Below are 15,135 nucleotides of genomic sequence, written 5' to 3' on the forward strand. Positions count from 1 at the left end.
GGCACATCGCTCTTTACAAGCTTCTTGTATACTTCATCAGGCGTAATGTCTACTCCGTCGCGATAGCTGCGTCCTCTGATGTTGAGAAATGCAGGTACAACCGTAATGTTCAATTCGCGCACCAGCTCGGAGGGAAGGTCAGCGGTGCTGTCTGTGACCACTCTGACAGTCATGACGGTTATTCTCCTACTTATCTTCGATAAAAGACACGGACAGAACGTTGGGCCCCATATAAGTACCGAGCACCGGGCTGACAACGGAACGGTAGATGTTCTCCTCGGGATAAATGGCGCCCAGACGCGCCACCAGAACGTCAGCTTCGTGAGGAGTTGTGGCGTGCTCTACTGCCAGTGCTTCTACGCGTGGCATAGCGGCAACGTGATTGTAAAGGTAATCTGCCGCCGCCGACATCGAACGCAGGCGGGTTAACGGGGTCACTTCCCCTTCTTTTAACGTCAGCACCGGCTTCACAGCCAGGAGTGAACCCAGTAAACCCTGGGCTTTCCCTATCCTGCCGCCTTTGGCCAGAAATTTGAGGGTATCGAATGCCATTATGGAATTGGTGCGGGGCAATTTCAGCTTAATGGCCTGACTTATTTCCTTGAGCGTAGCGCCCTTTTTTGAAGCCATTTTCGCGGCGGATATCGCTGTCAAGCCGAGGCTCATGGCCGTAAGCTGGGAATCGATTACCTCTATGCGACACTTTCCCTCCACTATGCTCACGGCGTTGACAGCGGATTTGTACGTGCCGCTAAGTTTGCTCGATAAAACAATGGCGAGAATCTCGTCGTTATCCTTCAACAGCTTCTGGTAAGCGTCTGCAAATGCTCCAGGCGCCGGCTGGGTGGTGGTAGGATAGATGTTCTCCTGGGTCAACCTGCGGTAAAACTCGTCAGTCGTAATATCGATGCGGTCACGGAAGGATTCATGCCCGAAAAACACCGTGAGAGGTACCACAGTGATTCCCAGTTCCTCGGCCAAGCTGGCGGTGATGTCAGACGTGCTGTCGGTGACAATCTTGACGGTCATGATACCCCCTTCCGGCTACTTATTCCACCGAGCCGATAAAGTTGTAGTGTGGTTGCCCGCCCTTGACCACCTCGACCTGCAAATTGGGATATTTGGACGCTATTTCTTCTTTAACCTGCTGGGCTTCGCTTTCCGTGGTATCGTCACCATAGTAGAGGGTTATCACCTCAGCCTTCTTCATTCCGGCTTTGGTCAGGGTGCTGCGCAGGACATCGGTAGGCTCATCGGCTACCGCCACAATCGTTCCGTCAAGCAATCCTACTGCCTGTTTCTTCTTGATGGCGAGCCCGTTGAGCTGAGTGGCGCGTACGGCACGGGTTATCTCAACGGTTTTAATCGTAGCCAGCGCTTCGGTCATAATACGGGTATTGGTATCAAAATCAGCTTCATAATCGAAGGCAAGAAGTGCAGCTATTCCCTGGGGGATTGTCTTTGAAGGCACCACGTGAATGTGCTTCTCAGTGAGCGCCTGGACTTTTTCGGCAGTCATCACTATATTCTTATTGTTAGGCAAAATTATTATCTTTTCCGAACGCAAGTTTTCGACCGCCTGGAGAATATCTTTCGTGCTCGGGTTCATAGTCTGCCCGCCAGGGACCACGGATGCCACGCCCAAACTGGTAAACACGTCCGCCAGTCCGCTGCCGGCAGCCACCGCCACTATTTCTATATCAGCCACCGGAGCGCGGGACTTTTGCATCTCAAGAAAGTCCTGGTGCTGCTCATCCATGTTGCGTATGCTGACGCTGTGCACCGTGCCCAGGGTGGTTGCGAAATGAATGATGCTTCCCGGATCGATAGTATGAACGTGGACCCTTACGGTAGTATCATCACCGACGACGATGAGCGACTGTCCACGCTTGACCAGTTTGCGCTTGAGTTTTTCAGGTTCAAGTTCCATGCCTTTTAGCAGGAATTCCGTGCAGTAGCCGAATGGAATTTCATCGGCCCCTACTTTTTCGGGCGCGGTAACCGTGATAGGAGTCATGGGAATGCTGCTGGCAACCATCTGAGGTTTGCGGAAACGCATCAACTCGGCCTCACCGCGGAGATAACGCAAAGCGCCATCGAGCAGCGTAAACAGGCCCTGGCCGCCCGCATCGACCACCCCCGCCTCCTTGAGAACCGGGAGGAGCGTCGGTGTGCTGGCGACAGATTCGGCGGCGGCAACGACAGCGGCTTCCATGACGGCCACCACATCCCCACCGTTTATCGCCGCCTGCTTCTGGCCGGCCTTGGATGCATCCTTCATGACCGTCAGAATGGTCCCTTCCACCGGATTGCTCAATCCCTTATAGGCGGTCTCCGAGGCTTGGGTCAGGGCTTTGGCCAGGTCTTTTCCGTTGAATGTTTCTTTATCGCCCAAACCCTGCGCCAGACCGCTCCATATCTGCGAGAGTATCACGCCGCTGTTGCCCCGGGCGCCCATGAGCGCCCCGTTGGCCATGGCCTGCGCCATCGCCGAAACACTGGGCTGATTTACTTTATAGGCTTCTTCCACCGTGGAACGCATTGTAAGCAACATATTCGTTCCTGTATCTCCGTCAGGGACAGGAAATACATTGAGAGCATCTATATCGGAAGCGTTTTTTTCCAGCCAGTTAGTTGCGGCGGCAAACATATCACGGAATTCAGGCCCGTTAATCGCATTGGACTGTTTCATGATTCGCTACGCCATCCTTTTTCAAGATGTCTTTAATTGATTGTACCGTGCTTGTCAAGCACAGAGGGTTTATGGTAGTATTCAATGTTCGAAACAAGGCATTTTACACCAAAGTCAAGGTGCCAGTCAAAGGAGAGGAACAATTTCATGAAGTGTGATATCTGCGGAAAATCAGAGCAGTTCGGCCATAACGTCAGCCATTCCAAGCGCCGCACCAACCACCGCTGGGTAGCCAATATACAGCAGGCCAAAATAGTGAAGGATGGAAAATCCGTCAGGCTCACCCTCTGCACGCGCTGCCTGCGCACCCAGCAGAAACTGTCGCAAACAGTATAAGGCGGCAGGTTTATAACCTAACCCAGTATCTCTCTGCAATGTGACAACTGAATTGACACCTGGCCGGGAGCCGTGCCTCCCGGCACATTTTTTGACGCGACCGAGCGCGCCGCGCTTATGCTCCGCACATCCTCTGCGAAGAGTGGACTGAAGCCTTTATACTCTTCGATGGTTAAACTCTCCAGCGGCTTGCCGCAGCCTATGGCGTAGCTCACTAGACGCCCGGTTACGCCGTGGGCTTCCCGGAAACTCAGCCCCTTTTTCACCAGGTAATCCGCCACATCGGTTGCCAGAATATAACCATTCCCCAGGGAGCGCTTCATATTGCCCGGCTTGAATTCGAGCGTGCTCACCATGCCGGCAAAGACTTCCAGCGAGGCAACCAGCGTATCCACCGTATCGAAGAGCGCTTCTTTGTCTTCCTGCAGGTCGCGGTTATAGGAAAGCGGCAGCCCCTTCATGGTGGTTAACATCCCCATCAGATGCCCGAAAACGCGCCCCGCCTTGCCCCGCCCAAGTTCGGCCACATCGGGATTTTTCTTCTGCGGCATAATCGAGCTGGCAGTAGCATAGGAGTCGTCCATTTCCACAAAACCAAACTCCGCCGAAGACCACAGGACCAGCTCCTCGGCCATGCGTGAAATATGCACCATGCACAGGCTGGCCGCGCCTATGTACTCGATAAGAAAGTCACGGTCTGAAACGGCGTCCAGGCTATTCTGACTTATGCGGCTGAAACCCAGCTCGCGCGCCACAAACTCCCTATCGAGGTTATAGGCGGCCCCGGCCAGCGCCCCGCTCCCCAGCGGCATGACATCGGCGCGCTTATACGCGTCAGAGAAGCGCTCGTAATCCCTCTCCAGCATCTCGAAATAGGCCAAAAGATGGTGCGACAGCAACACCGGCTGCGCCGGCTGCATGTGCGTGTAACCCGGCATCAGCACGCCTTGGTTTTTCTCGGCCTGTTCCACCAGCGAGCGTTGAAATTGTCTAACTTTAGACTGAGTCTCTTTTATAGCATCCCTGACATAAAGTCGCATGTCGAGTGCCACCTGGTCATTGCGCGAGCGGGCCGTGTGCAGCTTGCCGGCGACAGCACCTGCGAGTTCCAGTAACCGCGCTTCTACTGCCATATGGATATCTTCCAACTCAGGCTTGAAGACGAACACGCCGCTCTCTATCTCCGATTCCACCGCCTTGAGGCCGTCCGCCAGCGCCTTGCCCTCTCCAGCTGAAATAATGCCCTGTTTGGCCAGCATGCGGGCGTGAGCTATGCTGCCGCGTATGTCCTGTTTGTACATGCGCTTATCGAAGGGCAGCGACGTGGTATATTTGACCACCGCCTCGGCGGCATCTTTCTGGAAGCGCCCGCGTATATGGCTCATCTATTTGCCTTTGCCCTTAGTTTTATTCTTGGGCCCCATATCGAAAAGCGGCTGCAACTTCGCCTGCGTCTTTACCGGTAAGCCGAAGATGTGGATGAAGCCGGGGGCGGCGCTCTGGTCGAACTGGTCGCCTTTTTCATAGGTGGCCAGTCCATGGCTGTAGAGGGAATATGATGACTTGCGCCCGACTACAGTGCAAGCGCCCTTAAAGAGCTTCACGCGCACCGTGCCGGTCACAAATCGCTGCGTGCTGTCCACGTAGGCCGACATGTCCAGCCGGTTGGCGGTGAACCACAAACCATTATAGATAAGGTCGGCGAATTCGGCGGCTACCCTGGCCTTGAAGCGCGACTGGTCCTTGGCCAGCGTCAGGTCTTCGAGAGCTTGATGCGCCGCAAGGAGCAGGATGGCCGCTGGTGCCTCGTAGATCTCGCGGCTCTTGATGCCGACCAGCCGGTTTTCCACGTGGTCGATGCGGCCCACGCCGTGTTTGCCCGCCAGCTCGTTGAGCTTGGTGATAAGAGCTACGCCGTCCATCTTCTCGCCGTCACAGGCGACGGGGATGCCCTTGTCGAACTCTATCTCGCTGTAATCCGGCTTTGCTGGTGAAGTCGTCGGGGACTTGGTCCAGGCATACACCTCTTCGGGCGGCTCAGCCCAGGGGTCTTCCAATACGCCGCATTCCACACTGCGGCCCCACAGGTTCTCATCCACCGAATACGCGTGGCCTGATTTTACCGGCACAGAGATGCCGTTTTTCGAGGCATATTTTATGGTATCCTCGCGTGTCATGCCCCACTCGCGGGCGGGGGCGATTATCTTGATGTGAGGCGCCAGCGTATTGATGGCGACCTCGAAGCGCACCTGGTCGTTGCCCTTGCCGGTGCAGCCGTGGGCGATGGCGGCAGCGCCCTCTTTGAGTGCCACTTCGGTAAGCAATTTAGCGATGAGCGGGCGCGCCAGCGAGGTGGCCATAGGATATACGCTCTCGTACAGGCTGCCAGCTTTGAGAGTGGGAAAGATATAATCGTTAACAAAGTCTTTCTTGGCGTCGATGACCAGCGCCTTGATAGCGCCAACCTTGAGGGCTTTTTCGCGCACGGTGCCAAAATCCTTTTCGTTGCCCACATCTACAGTCACCGCTATAACGTCGAGGCCATATTTGTCTTTAATCCACTTTATGGCAACCGAGGTATCCAGTCCGCCGCTATAAGCCAGAACAACTTTATCCATAATGTCCTTCCTCTTCGTGATTAATTATACATGAATCTGCACTATTTCGGAGCAGGGATGAACTTTGTTGTTAAGAAATCCACCACCTGCGCGCGTACCGCCGGGTAATCCCAGCTATAAAAATGTCCGGGGGCGCCGATATAAAGCAGAATATCCCCCCTCCCGCCCTTATAAATTCCGAAAGCCGATTCCGCATTTGAACGTATGATAAGAATGATATCCCCGTTAGAAAAGGTATCCGGTTGCACTCCGTTATTCTCTATCAACAGGGAGCGCTCGAACTCTATGCTCGGATGCCAGACCGGAGGGCCGGTCTCAATAGCAAATACCCGTGGATTTTCACGCAACAAGCTCAGAGCATTGTCGGCAATGGTAGCGCCGTTACTTTCGCCGGTGAGGATGACGCGCAGGTCTGGCAGGTGGTCTGTCAAAAAAGTGACGCGCGCTGCCAGCTCTTCCGCTTTCGACAGTTGTAAACCGGCAAGCACTTCAAGTTCTCCGATGATTCCGTTGAAACCGTGGCGCGTGCGCTTGAAATCGACCAGGAGTGTTTTATATCCAAAACTATCCAGGGTTTTCTCGATACCGAACAGGATCGATTCCCATCCCGGTATTTCACTCACGGGGTCCCAGCCCCAGCCTCCGGGATTGAATATGACGACAAAGTCCTGGTCTGCAGCCGCCCGATAGGTTCCCACAAGCTGGCCCGCCATCTCATCGGCTTTGGCTTCACCATCATAAAGCGCCGCCGCCATATCCCTTGCGTCCTGAACAACCTGCGGCGGCGCCTGGCTGAAATCCGAGGCAGCCAGCACGTGCCCGTCCATTTCAGCGTCGCAGGCCAGCGCCGGCATCAATGAGGGCGGAGCCATAAATACAATCGTAAGCGCCGAAGCCAGCAATAGCACGAAGCCAGCCATCCATCGCCTCGCCTTGACTGTCTCGCTTTTCATGAAAGGTTCGCAGACGCCTGCTTCAAGGCTTTCCTCAAAAGAGTCAGGGCCTTTTCAATTTCTTTAGGCTGGACTATGAGCGGCGGTATCAGCCTTATAAGGTTGGGTTTAAGATTATTGACAAGCAGCCCCTGCTCCAGGCATAAGAGAGCCACTCCTTTAGCAATATCGGAGTCGAACTCCATCGCCAGCAAGAGTCCTCGCCCTCTGACTTCGGTAATGAATGTAAAGTCTTTTTTGAGGTTTGCCAAGCCTTTAAGAAGCCCTTCACCCATCGATTTGGCGTGGCCTGGGATATCGTTATCGATAATGTAATTGAGTACGGCGTACCCCGCTGAGCATGCCAGAGGGTTCCCGCCGAAAGTGGTGCCATGCTCGCCTCTGGCGAAGACCGAGGCCTTCTCGGTAGCCAGGAAAGCGCCGATGGGTATGCCGCCGGCCAGCCCCTTGGCCAGCGCCAGAACGTCCGGCTCAATCCCAAACTGTTCGTAGGCAAAAAGGCTGCCGCAGCGGCCCACGCCGCTTTGCACTTCATCCAGAATGAGCAGTATGCCTTTTTCATCGCACCATTTGCGTACCTGTTTTAGATACTCCGGGTCCGGGATATTGACGCCGCCTTCACCCTGAACGGGTTCCAGCAGTACGGCACAGGTCTTCGCGGTGGTGGCCGTTTTAATGGCTTCGATATCGTTATAATCCACATTAACGAAACCCGATGGCAGGGGTTCGTAGGGCTTCTGAAACTTCGGCTGGCCGGTGGCAGCGACCATAGCAAGGGTCCGCCCGTGAAACGAACCCATAGCTGTGATAACCTCATAAGCGCCGCCCAGTTTCACATGTCCCCAGCGTCTTGCCAGCTTGACCGCGCCCTCGACGGCCTCGGCGCCGCTGTTACAGAAAAAAACTTTTTTCATAGCGCTGTGATTCACCAGCAGTTCCGCCAGCTCGAGCTGAGGCATCGTATAGAACAGGTTGGAGGTATGTATGAGCCTTCGTACCTGCCTGTTTACCGCTTTGACAACCGCCGGATGGCAATGTCCCAGGCTGTTTACGGCAATGCCGGATACAAAATCGAGGTAGCGGCGACCCTTATCGTCCCAGACATGTACGCCTCTTCCCCTGACGAGCGTGACAGGCATGCGCTCGAATACGGGCATGTAATACTTTTGTTCCAGTTCTGGCCAATTCATAAAATCATCTCCTGGTAGCGGTGATTGTGCTGCCGTTCTGGCTTCCCCCGATGGCATCTATAATCGCATGTGGTTTGCGCCCATCTACAATGCGGCACGTGGTACCTGCTCTGGCAGCTTTGAGACAGGCATTGAGCTTGGGTATCATACCGCCGTAAGCCACGCCGGACGACAGCAACTCTTCGACTTGTGCGGTCGTGATATCGGTCAAGATGTTTCCGGAGGCGTCCTTGATACCATCGACATCCGTTAAAAAAACAAGTTTTTCCACTCTCATGGCGGCGGCAATTTCGCCAGCCACCGTGTCCCCGTTAATATTGAGCAGCAACGGGTCTTCCTGTTTTCGCCCCTCCTTGTTGAGAGAAACTGGGGCCACCACCGGAATAAATCCGGCATCAAGTAGCGCTTCCAGCACCTGTGGATTCACCTTGACCACGTCACCCAGGTAGCCCAGCTTGGGGTCGCGCACCCTCCCCTCGATGAGACTGCCGTCCACGCCGCTCACTCCCGCCGCTTTCGCTCCGGCGTCTATGAGTGCCGCCGTCGTTTCCTTGTTGGCCAGCCCAGCCAATACGGCCGTTACAACGGAAAGGGATTTAGCGTCAGTGATGCGCTCACCCTGATAAAACTCGGCTACCACGCCCTGGTCGGCCATCCATCTGGTCACCAGCTTGGCGCCCCCGTGCACCAGCACCACTCGGTAGCCGGTTTCCGAGAGGCGCAAGATATCCGCCACTGCCGAGTCCTTGCTGTCTATGATGGACCCGCCCAGCTTGATGACGGTCAGTTTTTTAGTCTGCTTGTCCAATATCGCTCCGTTAAGTCGTATACTCGCTATTGATAGCCACGTATTCCGCCGAGAGGTCGCAGCCCCACGCGGTAGCCGAATAAGATGTGCCCAAATTTAAATCGAGGTTTATCCGTACTTCATCGCGGCCGAGCGCCTCAATCAGTTTATCCTTGTCGAAAGGCAGCGGCACGCCCTCCCGCACCACCGGAACGTCACTTATGTCGAGCGCCATTTTGGCTTCCACCAGCTCAGCCCCGCTGCGCCCCGCCGCCACTACGATACGCCCCCAGTTGGGGTCAGCCCCATGTATGGCGCTTTTTACCAGGGGAGAGCTGGTAATGGTGCGCGCCGCTATCCTGGCGTCTGAGATGCTCGCCGCGCCGCTCACATTCACCTCTATAAGTTTGGTAGCGCCTTCGCCGTCGCGGGCGACCGATTTTGCCAGATGGATGCAAGCCGCATCTAGCGCCTGCTGAAAGCACTTTGCTCTCGCGGATCCTTCCTTGATTATCTCGCCGCCTGCCAGCCCATTGGATAGCATGATAACGCTGTCGTTAGGTGAGGTATCCCCGTCTACCGAAATCATGTTGAAGGACTTATCCACGGCCTCTTTCAAAGACTTCTCCAGAAATCCGAGTTCCACCGGAGCATCTGTGGCTAGAAAAGAGAGCATAGTGGCCATGTTGGGGTGGATCATGCCGGCGCCCTTGGCGATGCCGCCGATGACGAATCCACCGGTTTCAATAGCGATTTCCTTCGGGACTGTATCGGTAGTCATGATGGCTTTGGCCATATCATGCCCGCCGTCAGGAGACAGCTTGATCTTGCCAATAGCGCCGTTCAGCAACTCCAGCGGCAGCCTGCGCCCGATAACGCCTGTGCTAGCGACGAGAACGTCAGCCATGTCCACACCAATTTTGGCGGCAGCGGCGGCTTCCATGCTCTGAGCATCGCGCTGCCCGAACTCACCGGTGCTGGCATTGGCGCAGCCGCTATTGGCTACAATCGCACGCACAGATTTAGAGGGCAGAATTCTTTGACATAACAAAACAGAGGCGGCTTTAATTTTGTTGGTAGTAAAGGTGCCTGCGGCATTGCAGGGAACATCGCTATACAAAATGCCGACATCGAGGTTGTACCTGGCATGTTTGTTTATGCCCCCGTAGGTTGCTCCAGCGCTAAAGCCCCGGGGGGATGTAACAGTGCCATTCGGGATATATGTTAAGTCGGTTTTCATAAGTGCTAAAAATATATCACAGTGCCCGTGAAATGGACAATCCTGGAAGCTTACGCCGGTTTGAACGCACGAGGAAAAAAGGGGAAACGGGAAGGAAGAGGGGCGGTCTATACCAGCGCTTTGGCGGTTTGACGGCGGCGGCGCTTCCAGCCGAGCATAACCAGGAGTTCGCCTACCGCCGCGTCACTGGCCTCATCAGCCAGGGGCATACCGGGGTGAATGGTGTACTTATTTTTGCGCCCGACCTTGGTCTTGGTGATGTAACCGGCTTCTTCGAGGTCGATGATAATCTTGTGAGCGGTCCTTTCGGTGACACCTACCATGTCGCCGATATCACGCGCCGTGCTGCGCGGATGCTTGGCTATCGAAGCCAGCACCAGACCGTGTGTCGTGATAAAAGACCAGTCTGACATTGTTTTAGCCTTAGAAAGACGAATAATATTTCCAGTATTGTCTTTCAATGTTGCAGGATTAGTTTTGCACAAATCTGTGGCTGTGTCAAGAGCGAAAATAATGAAGCAGTAAATTATGCCTGTTTTTGATTGCTCAATTTGACATAATTACATGAGACTGCCATACAATTCAAACGACAAAAACGAGAGAGGACGCCGTCACGGCGTCCTCTCTTATTGCTAAAGATGCAGCGATACTATTCGAATTAGACTTCACTGATGGTAATGCCCTTGATAACCGGCGGTATTTGAGGTTTGCTCATTTCGCCGTTGCCATATGCGACCGGGACAGCCGCCATCTTTTGCACGATATCCAGGCCTTCAATCACTCTCCCAAATTGGGTATAGTTCGGCTGTCGGTCCAGAAATTTGGAGTCCGCGCCGGTGCAGATGAAAAACTGGCTGCCGTTGGTGTTGGAGCCCGAATTAGCCATAGCCACCATACCTACCTCATAGGAGTGTTTCACCGGAAGCTCGTCGGCAAACTGGTATCCAGGCCCTCCGCATCCCGTGCCCGTGGGGTCGCCGCCCTGTATCATGAAGGTCTTGATGATACGGTGAAAGATAACGCCGTCGTAGAATTTTTGCCGCGCCAGAAACACGAAGTTGTTCACGGTCTTCGGCGACTCGCTTGCCAGAAGCTCGATCTTGAAGGAGCCCAAGCTGGTGTCGAGCGCGGCGGTGTACTTTTTGGCGGCATCGATCTGCATGGCCGGCGGCATGTTCCAGGTTTTGGGCGTGGCGTTGGTGTCGGAATTGTTAATAGGCATTATTCTGTCCCCTTTCAAAAACTAAATTGAATCCTTGAGCTTGGATACCGGATGTCAGGATTCCTCGATGGTGATTGTCTTGATGACCGGCGGTTTGACCGGCTTGCTGACCTCTCCGTTTGCGGACACTACCGGCACGGCGGCTATCTTCAGCACCACATCCATACCCTCTACCACCTTGCCAAACTGAGTGTAAATAGGAGATTTATTCAGACTGGCCGCGTCAGTTCCTGTACAGATAAAAAATTGACTCCCTCCGGTGTTGGCGCGTCCAGTGTTTGCCATAGCAATTATTCCCGGGTCGTAAGAATATTTAACGGGCAATTCATCCGGGATATTATAGCCAGGGCCACCCATCCCGGTGCCCAGCGGGTCGCCGCCCTGTATCATAAAGGGCTTGATGATGCGGTGGAATATAGTGCCGTCATAGAATTTTTGTCTGGCGAGAAAGACAAAATTGTTGACTGTTTTGGGGGCTTCGGCAGCGAATAGTTTTATCTTGAAGCTACCCATGCTGGTATTGAAAACTGCGTAATAGGTCTTCGATGTATCTATCTGCATGGCGGGCGGAGAAGACCACCGCTGGGTGTGGGCAGGAGACCCGCCGCAGCCGCTAAGTGCCACGGCCATTGAGCATACGACAGGAATGAGCAATCTGATAGTGGAATTTTTCATCCTTAAACAATATCCTGTGAGGCTAACTTAAGTCAACTCAGGCAATCGCAGGGATTAACCCGGAGGTTTGGGGGCCAGCTTCACCAGCACTTCTGTATTATTAATCTCCAGCCACTCGTATTCTCTTTCAGCGTTAGCATGTTCAGCGTAGTCTACCTTTACGTATTTTTTGTCGGGCGATATTTCGACTATGGTAAATTCCTCGATATAATCGCCCTCGCCTTCAGCCAGAAACCTGTCGCCAACCCGTAAATCGGAAAAATCAGCCAGTCCCATAAGAACCTCCCGGACGAGCATTAAGGCAGTATATAACACCGGCCTACCTGAAAACAACGGGACGATTAACTCAATTAACCATTGCTATTGGCTTCTTTTCAGGGCTATTATGATTATAAGATAAGGATTGAAAAGTATTTAAGATGCGGTCATGAATGGGCTGGTCGAATGGAAGGACTACCAAAAACTTTCCCGAAATGCAAATCCCCATACTGGAATAAAGTTAAGTGGAAGGGGGTAAAAAATGACCGTGCCAAAGAAGTCAAACTGGAAAGAATTTGAAGAATTAATTTCTTGGATAAATACGTGCCTCGTGGGTAAAGGGAAAGTTGAACATAACGTAAAAATTCCGGACAAAGATACGGGACAATCTAGGCAAATCGATATTCTAATTACACTCGATAGTGGCCCGTACTTGACTACAATAATGGTTGAAGTGAGAAACCAAAAACAGAGAGTTGATGTTACGTATATTGAAGAAATAGCTTCCAAACGGGACAGTATCAGAGCGGCTCAAGCTGCAATTGTGTCAAAAAGTGGTTTTACCGATTCTGCTTTAATCAAGGCAGAGACGCTAGGGATAAAAACATTTACATATATCGATGCATTAAAATTAGATTGGTGCGGTTGGCTAGCCGAAAAATATGTTCATTACGACAACCATGTTTTTCAAATCATCAACATCAATTTTATTGCTCCACCTAGCGAAAAGGGGAATGAGATACCTGGCTCGTTCATAAGAACTGAGAGTCTAAAAATTGGTTGGAAAGAACTGATAACCAATCCTAATGAGTTTTTGGCTTTTTACTTCAATGAAAAGCCTGAGGTTGTTTCTTCACTTCCAGAGAATGGTCAATTTGTTATCGGGAACTGCACAATTAAACTAAATGATGATTTCAAGATCTATTATAAAAACAAATCAATAAAACTCGATTCCATTAATATTGAATATAAACACCGGAGGGAAGTGGGAGTGCAACCGTTTTCTTATTCGATTCTGAGTTCCGAAGGAAAAACAATAGGTGAAGTTGTCTCAGCAGATATACCTACCCAAAATTCTAAGATGAAGTTAGATCTTCTTTCTTCGCCAGAAGGGGATAAGCGGAAGATATCATCGAGGATGTCTGTAAATAAAGGAATAAAAACCTACGGATTGAGCGTTGAGCTTAAAGCAGTCGAAAAGAAAATCAATGTCGTAACCGATAAAAATAAGAAGGAATAATAAATGAAAACAGCAATCTACTGCCGTGTATCTACTGAAGGGCAAGAACAAGAAGGTGCTAGCCTTCGAACTGGATAACTATATATCGAAAAGGCGCTCGGATTTGTTCCAAGCGCCTCGATTTCCAATATTCTCTAACCTATTTAGCTACCACTGGACAAACAACCGCAAATCAGTTTTGCCGCACTATAAATCTTGACTATTTCAAAAGTTTCCAGGCACTCCCTTTCCACTCAAATGTCTTTCTGCACATCTTACATCTGGCTACCTTGTCACGGTTTGGATTGATGATCTCGTGGTCGGCGAATTTTGACATCCCAGGAGGTCTCCTGGCCCGTTTTATCAACGCAGGAATGACTAAAATAACCAGAATCAATGCTATAGCAAAAATAAATTCCATCAGGCAGGTCTCCTATTCGTTGATGTTCTTGCCGGATGACAAGGCAGACATTCCACCCCAAAATAAGAGCCTGCGCAACGACAATGTGATCGGACAGGCTCTTGATAAAACCTGGAATTAATTTACCACTGAACGAACATGGGCATTATCACGTGTAAATAGTTATCCGCGCCGACGGGTTTGAAGACCCCGGGGCTGGAAGGCGTCGTCATCTCGATAGCAACCTGATTTTCCTTCAACACGCCCAGAACATCCATCAGGTATTTGCCGTTGAAAGCTATCTTGGCCTCAGCCCCCTGTACAACCGTATCTATTTCACCCGTATCCTCGCCTATTTCTTCCGAACGAGCCGAAATTGACAGCTTGCCTGGCGTTACGTCGCTTGCGCCGGGCGTGATTATCAGGCGCACTATGCCGCTGCCGTCGCGAGCGAAAATGGCCGCTGTTTTGGTGGCGTTTCGGAACTGTGCAACATCCACGGTTGCCCGCGTATTGAAGCTCTGCGGAATAAGCTGACTGTACTGCGGGAAGTTGCCCTGGACGAGCTGCGACACCATTTCAACGTCCTTCAGACGGAAAAGTATCTGGCTCTTGCTGGCATTGACCTTGATTTCCACGGCTTCTTCCTGGTCTCCCGCCAGGCGGTTTAGTTCAGACAGCGTTCGCGAAGGAATAATAGCCACGGATTTCTCGGCCACGGCTACAGCCAGCGGCAGCTTGTACACAGCCAGGCGAAACCCGTCGGCGGCCGCCAGAGTAAGGGTTTTACCCTCGAACTCGGCATTGACGCCGGTGAGCACGGGGCGCGATTCATCGGTAGCGGCGGCAAATACCACCTGGCTGATGGCCTGGCGTAGCGCGCCTAACTCGACTTTGGTTACGATGCCGTCATCGACCTTGGGTATGGGCGGAAACTCTTTGGCATCCACGCCGCTGATGCGCGCCTCGAAGCGAGCGCATTTAAGCTCCAGCGTCTTGCCTTTGGGGGTCAGCTTCACTTCGATTTTGTCGTTCGGCAGTGTCGCCACGAACTCGGTGAGCAGCTTGGCGGGAACAGTGATGGCACCTTCTTCATCTATCTTGGCGCCTATCCAGCAGGTAACTGCCATCTCAAGGTTCGTAGCCACCAGTTTGAGGCGTCCCTGGTCGCTGGCCAGCAGCACATTATTTGTGATGGGCAGAGTGGTACGCGTGGCCGCTGCGCGGCCGACGAGACTGAGCCCACGGTTTAGATTTTCTTGAAGACAGGATAGTTTCATATACTCCACCCCCGATTCACGTTAGTGGTTTAGTATATACCAATGATACGTCGGACTCAAGAGGCCGATGGTACTCAGCGAAAGTTAAAAGGGAATCCAAGGGTTCTCAAATCCCCCTTAATCCCCCTTTTCTAAAGGGGGAAATTACCTACTCTCCTAAAAATGAGAAATGACATTCTCCCCGACGCAAGCGTCGGGGTATCACAATAATCTTAGTTGATCTTTGTGAATCTGGATATATTTACCGGATTCGCCGCAAGCGGCG

Annotated in this window: 16 protein-coding genes; 2 read left to right on the forward strand and 14 right to left on the reverse strand. The window is 52.5% G+C overall.

The window, feature by feature from the left end:
- The 3 genes from C4542_08640 to C4542_08650 form a co-directional block, all read right to left on the reverse strand.
- Positions 1-173: hypothetical protein (locus C4542_08640; protein RJO60600.1), on the reverse strand; the 173-nt coding region annotated here is incomplete at its 3' end.
- 13 nt (positions 174-186) lie between these two features.
- A complete protein-coding gene (locus C4542_08645) occupies positions 187-1,029 on the reverse strand; it encodes a DegV family protein (GenBank protein ID RJO60601.1) in 843 nt (280 codons plus the stop codon).
- 19 nt (positions 1,030-1,048) lie between these two features.
- Positions 1,049-2,692: a DAK2 domain-containing protein gene (locus tag C4542_08650; protein ID RJO60602.1), complete on the reverse strand. Its 1,644-nt coding sequence runs from the start codon at positions 2,690-2,692 to the stop codon at positions 1,049-1,051.
- A gap of 147 nt (positions 2,693-2,839) precedes the next feature.
- On the opposite strand from C4542_08650, the gene rpmB reads away from it, so the two are divergent.
- A complete protein-coding gene (gene rpmB, locus C4542_08655; protein ID RJO60603.1) occupies positions 2,840-3,028 on the forward strand; it encodes a 50S ribosomal protein L28 in 189 nt (62 codons plus the stop codon).
- Positions 3,029-3,045: 17 nt separating this feature from the next.
- Here the strand turns inward: rpmB and argH are convergent, their stop codons facing one another.
- From argH to C4542_08705, 10 genes are all read right to left on the reverse strand, one after another.
- Positions 3,046-4,413, reverse strand: a complete 1,368-nt coding sequence (argH, locus tag C4542_08660) for an argininosuccinate lyase (protein ID RJO60604.1) — start codon at positions 4,411-4,413, stop codon at positions 3,046-3,048.
- Positions 4,414-5,649 (reverse strand): argininosuccinate synthase, encoded by a 1,236-nt coding sequence (locus C4542_08665; protein ID RJO60605.1) that lies wholly within the window; start codon positions 5,647-5,649, stop codon positions 4,414-4,416.
- A gap of 38 nt (positions 5,650-5,687) precedes the next feature.
- Positions 5,688-6,599 (reverse strand): hypothetical protein, encoded by a 912-nt coding sequence (locus C4542_08670; GenBank protein ID RJO60606.1) that lies wholly within the window; start codon positions 6,597-6,599, stop codon positions 5,688-5,690.
- Entirely contained in the window at positions 6,596-7,789 is a 1,194-nt protein-coding gene (locus C4542_08675) for an acetylornithine transaminase (protein ID RJO60607.1), read from the reverse strand. The genes C4542_08670 and C4542_08675 overlap by 4 nt, the downstream gene beginning before the upstream one ends.
- A 4-nt stretch (positions 7,790-7,793) precedes the next feature.
- Positions 7,794-8,576, reverse strand: a complete 783-nt coding sequence (gene argB, locus C4542_08680) for an acetylglutamate kinase (protein RJO60615.1) — start codon at positions 8,574-8,576, stop codon at positions 7,794-7,796.
- Between the two features lie 31 nt (positions 8,577-8,607).
- Positions 8,608-9,816: a bifunctional glutamate N-acetyltransferase/amino-acid acetyltransferase ArgJ gene (gene argJ / locus C4542_08685; GenBank protein ID RJO60608.1), complete on the reverse strand. Its 1,209-nt coding sequence runs from the start codon at positions 9,814-9,816 to the stop codon at positions 8,608-8,610.
- 107 nt (positions 9,817-9,923) lie between these two features.
- The gene (locus C4542_08690; GenBank protein RJO60609.1) at positions 9,924-10,229 is read right to left on the reverse strand and encodes an ArsR family transcriptional regulator; all 306 of its coding nucleotides are present in this window, start codon (positions 10,227-10,229) and stop codon (positions 9,924-9,926) included.
- A gap of 245 nt (positions 10,230-10,474) precedes the next feature.
- Entirely contained in the window at positions 10,475-11,038 is a 564-nt protein-coding gene (locus tag C4542_08695; GenBank protein RJO60610.1) for a peptidylprolyl isomerase, read from the reverse strand.
- 54 nt (positions 11,039-11,092) lie between these two features.
- Positions 11,093-11,713 carry a peptidylprolyl isomerase gene (locus C4542_08700; GenBank protein RJO60611.1) on the reverse strand — a complete coding sequence of 207 codons (621 nt, stop codon included), beginning with the start codon at positions 11,711-11,713 and terminating at the stop codon, positions 11,093-11,095.
- Positions 11,714-11,767: 54 nt separating this feature from the next.
- Positions 11,768-11,989 (reverse strand): hypothetical protein, encoded by a 222-nt coding sequence (locus C4542_08705; protein ID RJO60612.1) that lies wholly within the window; start codon positions 11,987-11,989, stop codon positions 11,768-11,770.
- Between the two features lie 244 nt (positions 11,990-12,233).
- On the opposite strand from C4542_08705, the gene C4542_08710 reads away from it, so the two are divergent.
- Complete coding sequence (locus C4542_08710) at positions 12,234-13,211, forward strand: hypothetical protein (protein ID RJO60613.1); 978 nt, start codon at positions 12,234-12,236, stop codon at positions 13,209-13,211.
- Between the two features lie 522 nt (positions 13,212-13,733).
- On the opposite strand, the gene dnaN is transcribed toward C4542_08710, so the two are convergent.
- On the reverse strand, positions 13,734-14,870 hold the full coding sequence (gene dnaN / locus C4542_08715) for a DNA polymerase III subunit beta (GenBank protein ID RJO60614.1): 1,137 nt from the start codon (positions 14,868-14,870) through the stop codon (positions 13,734-13,736).
- Positions 14,871-15,135: the final 265 nt, after the last annotated feature.

The organism is Dehalococcoidia bacterium, assembly GCA_003597995.1.
Classification (GTDB): domain Bacteria; phylum Chloroflexota; class Dehalococcoidia; order Dehalococcoidales; family UBA1222; genus SURF-27.

Excerpts from the sequence above, each read along its gene's own strand:
- C4542_08645 (RJO60601.1), bottom strand. The coding sequence starts at position 1,029 with ATGACCGTCAAGATTGTCACCGACAGCACGTCTGACATCACCGCCAGC.
- argJ (RJO60608.1), bottom strand. The coding sequence starts at position 9,816 with ATGAAAACCGACTTAACATATATCCCGAATGGCACTGTTACATCCCCC.
- argH (RJO60604.1), bottom strand. The coding sequence starts at position 4,413 with ATGAGCCATATACGCGGGCGCTTCCAGAAAGATGCCGCCGAGGCGGTG.
- C4542_08705 (RJO60612.1), bottom strand. The coding sequence starts at position 11,989 with ATGGGACTGGCTGATTTTTCCGATTTACGGGTTGGCGACAGGTTTCTG.
- C4542_08695 (RJO60610.1), bottom strand. The coding sequence starts at position 11,038 with ATGCCTATTAACAATTCCGACACCAACGCCACGCCCAAAACCTGGAAC.
- C4542_08700 (RJO60611.1), bottom strand. The coding sequence starts at position 11,713 with ATGAAAAATTCCACTATCAGATTGCTCATTCCTGTCGTATGCTCAATG.
- C4542_08670 (RJO60606.1), bottom strand. The coding sequence starts at position 6,599 with ATGAAAAGCGAGACAGTCAAGGCGAGGCGATGGATGGCTGGCTTCGTG.
- C4542_08710 (RJO60613.1), top strand. The coding sequence starts at position 12,234 with ATGACCGTGCCAAAGAAGTCAAACTGGAAAGAATTTGAAGAATTAATT.
- C4542_08675 (RJO60607.1), bottom strand. The coding sequence starts at position 7,789 with ATGAATTGGCCAGAACTGGAACAAAAGTATTACATGCCCGTATTCGAG.
- C4542_08650 (RJO60602.1), bottom strand. The coding sequence starts at position 2,692 with ATGAAACAGTCCAATGCGATTAACGGGCCTGAATTCCGTGATATGTTT.
- C4542_08690 (RJO60609.1), bottom strand. The coding sequence starts at position 10,229 with ATGTCAGACTGGTCTTTTATCACGACACACGGTCTGGTGCTGGCTTCG.
- dnaN (RJO60614.1), bottom strand. The coding sequence starts at position 14,870 with ATGAAACTATCCTGTCTTCAAGAAAATCTAAACCGTGGGCTCAGTCTC.
- rpmB (RJO60603.1), top strand. The coding sequence starts at position 2,840 with ATGAAGTGTGATATCTGCGGAAAATCAGAGCAGTTCGGCCATAACGTC.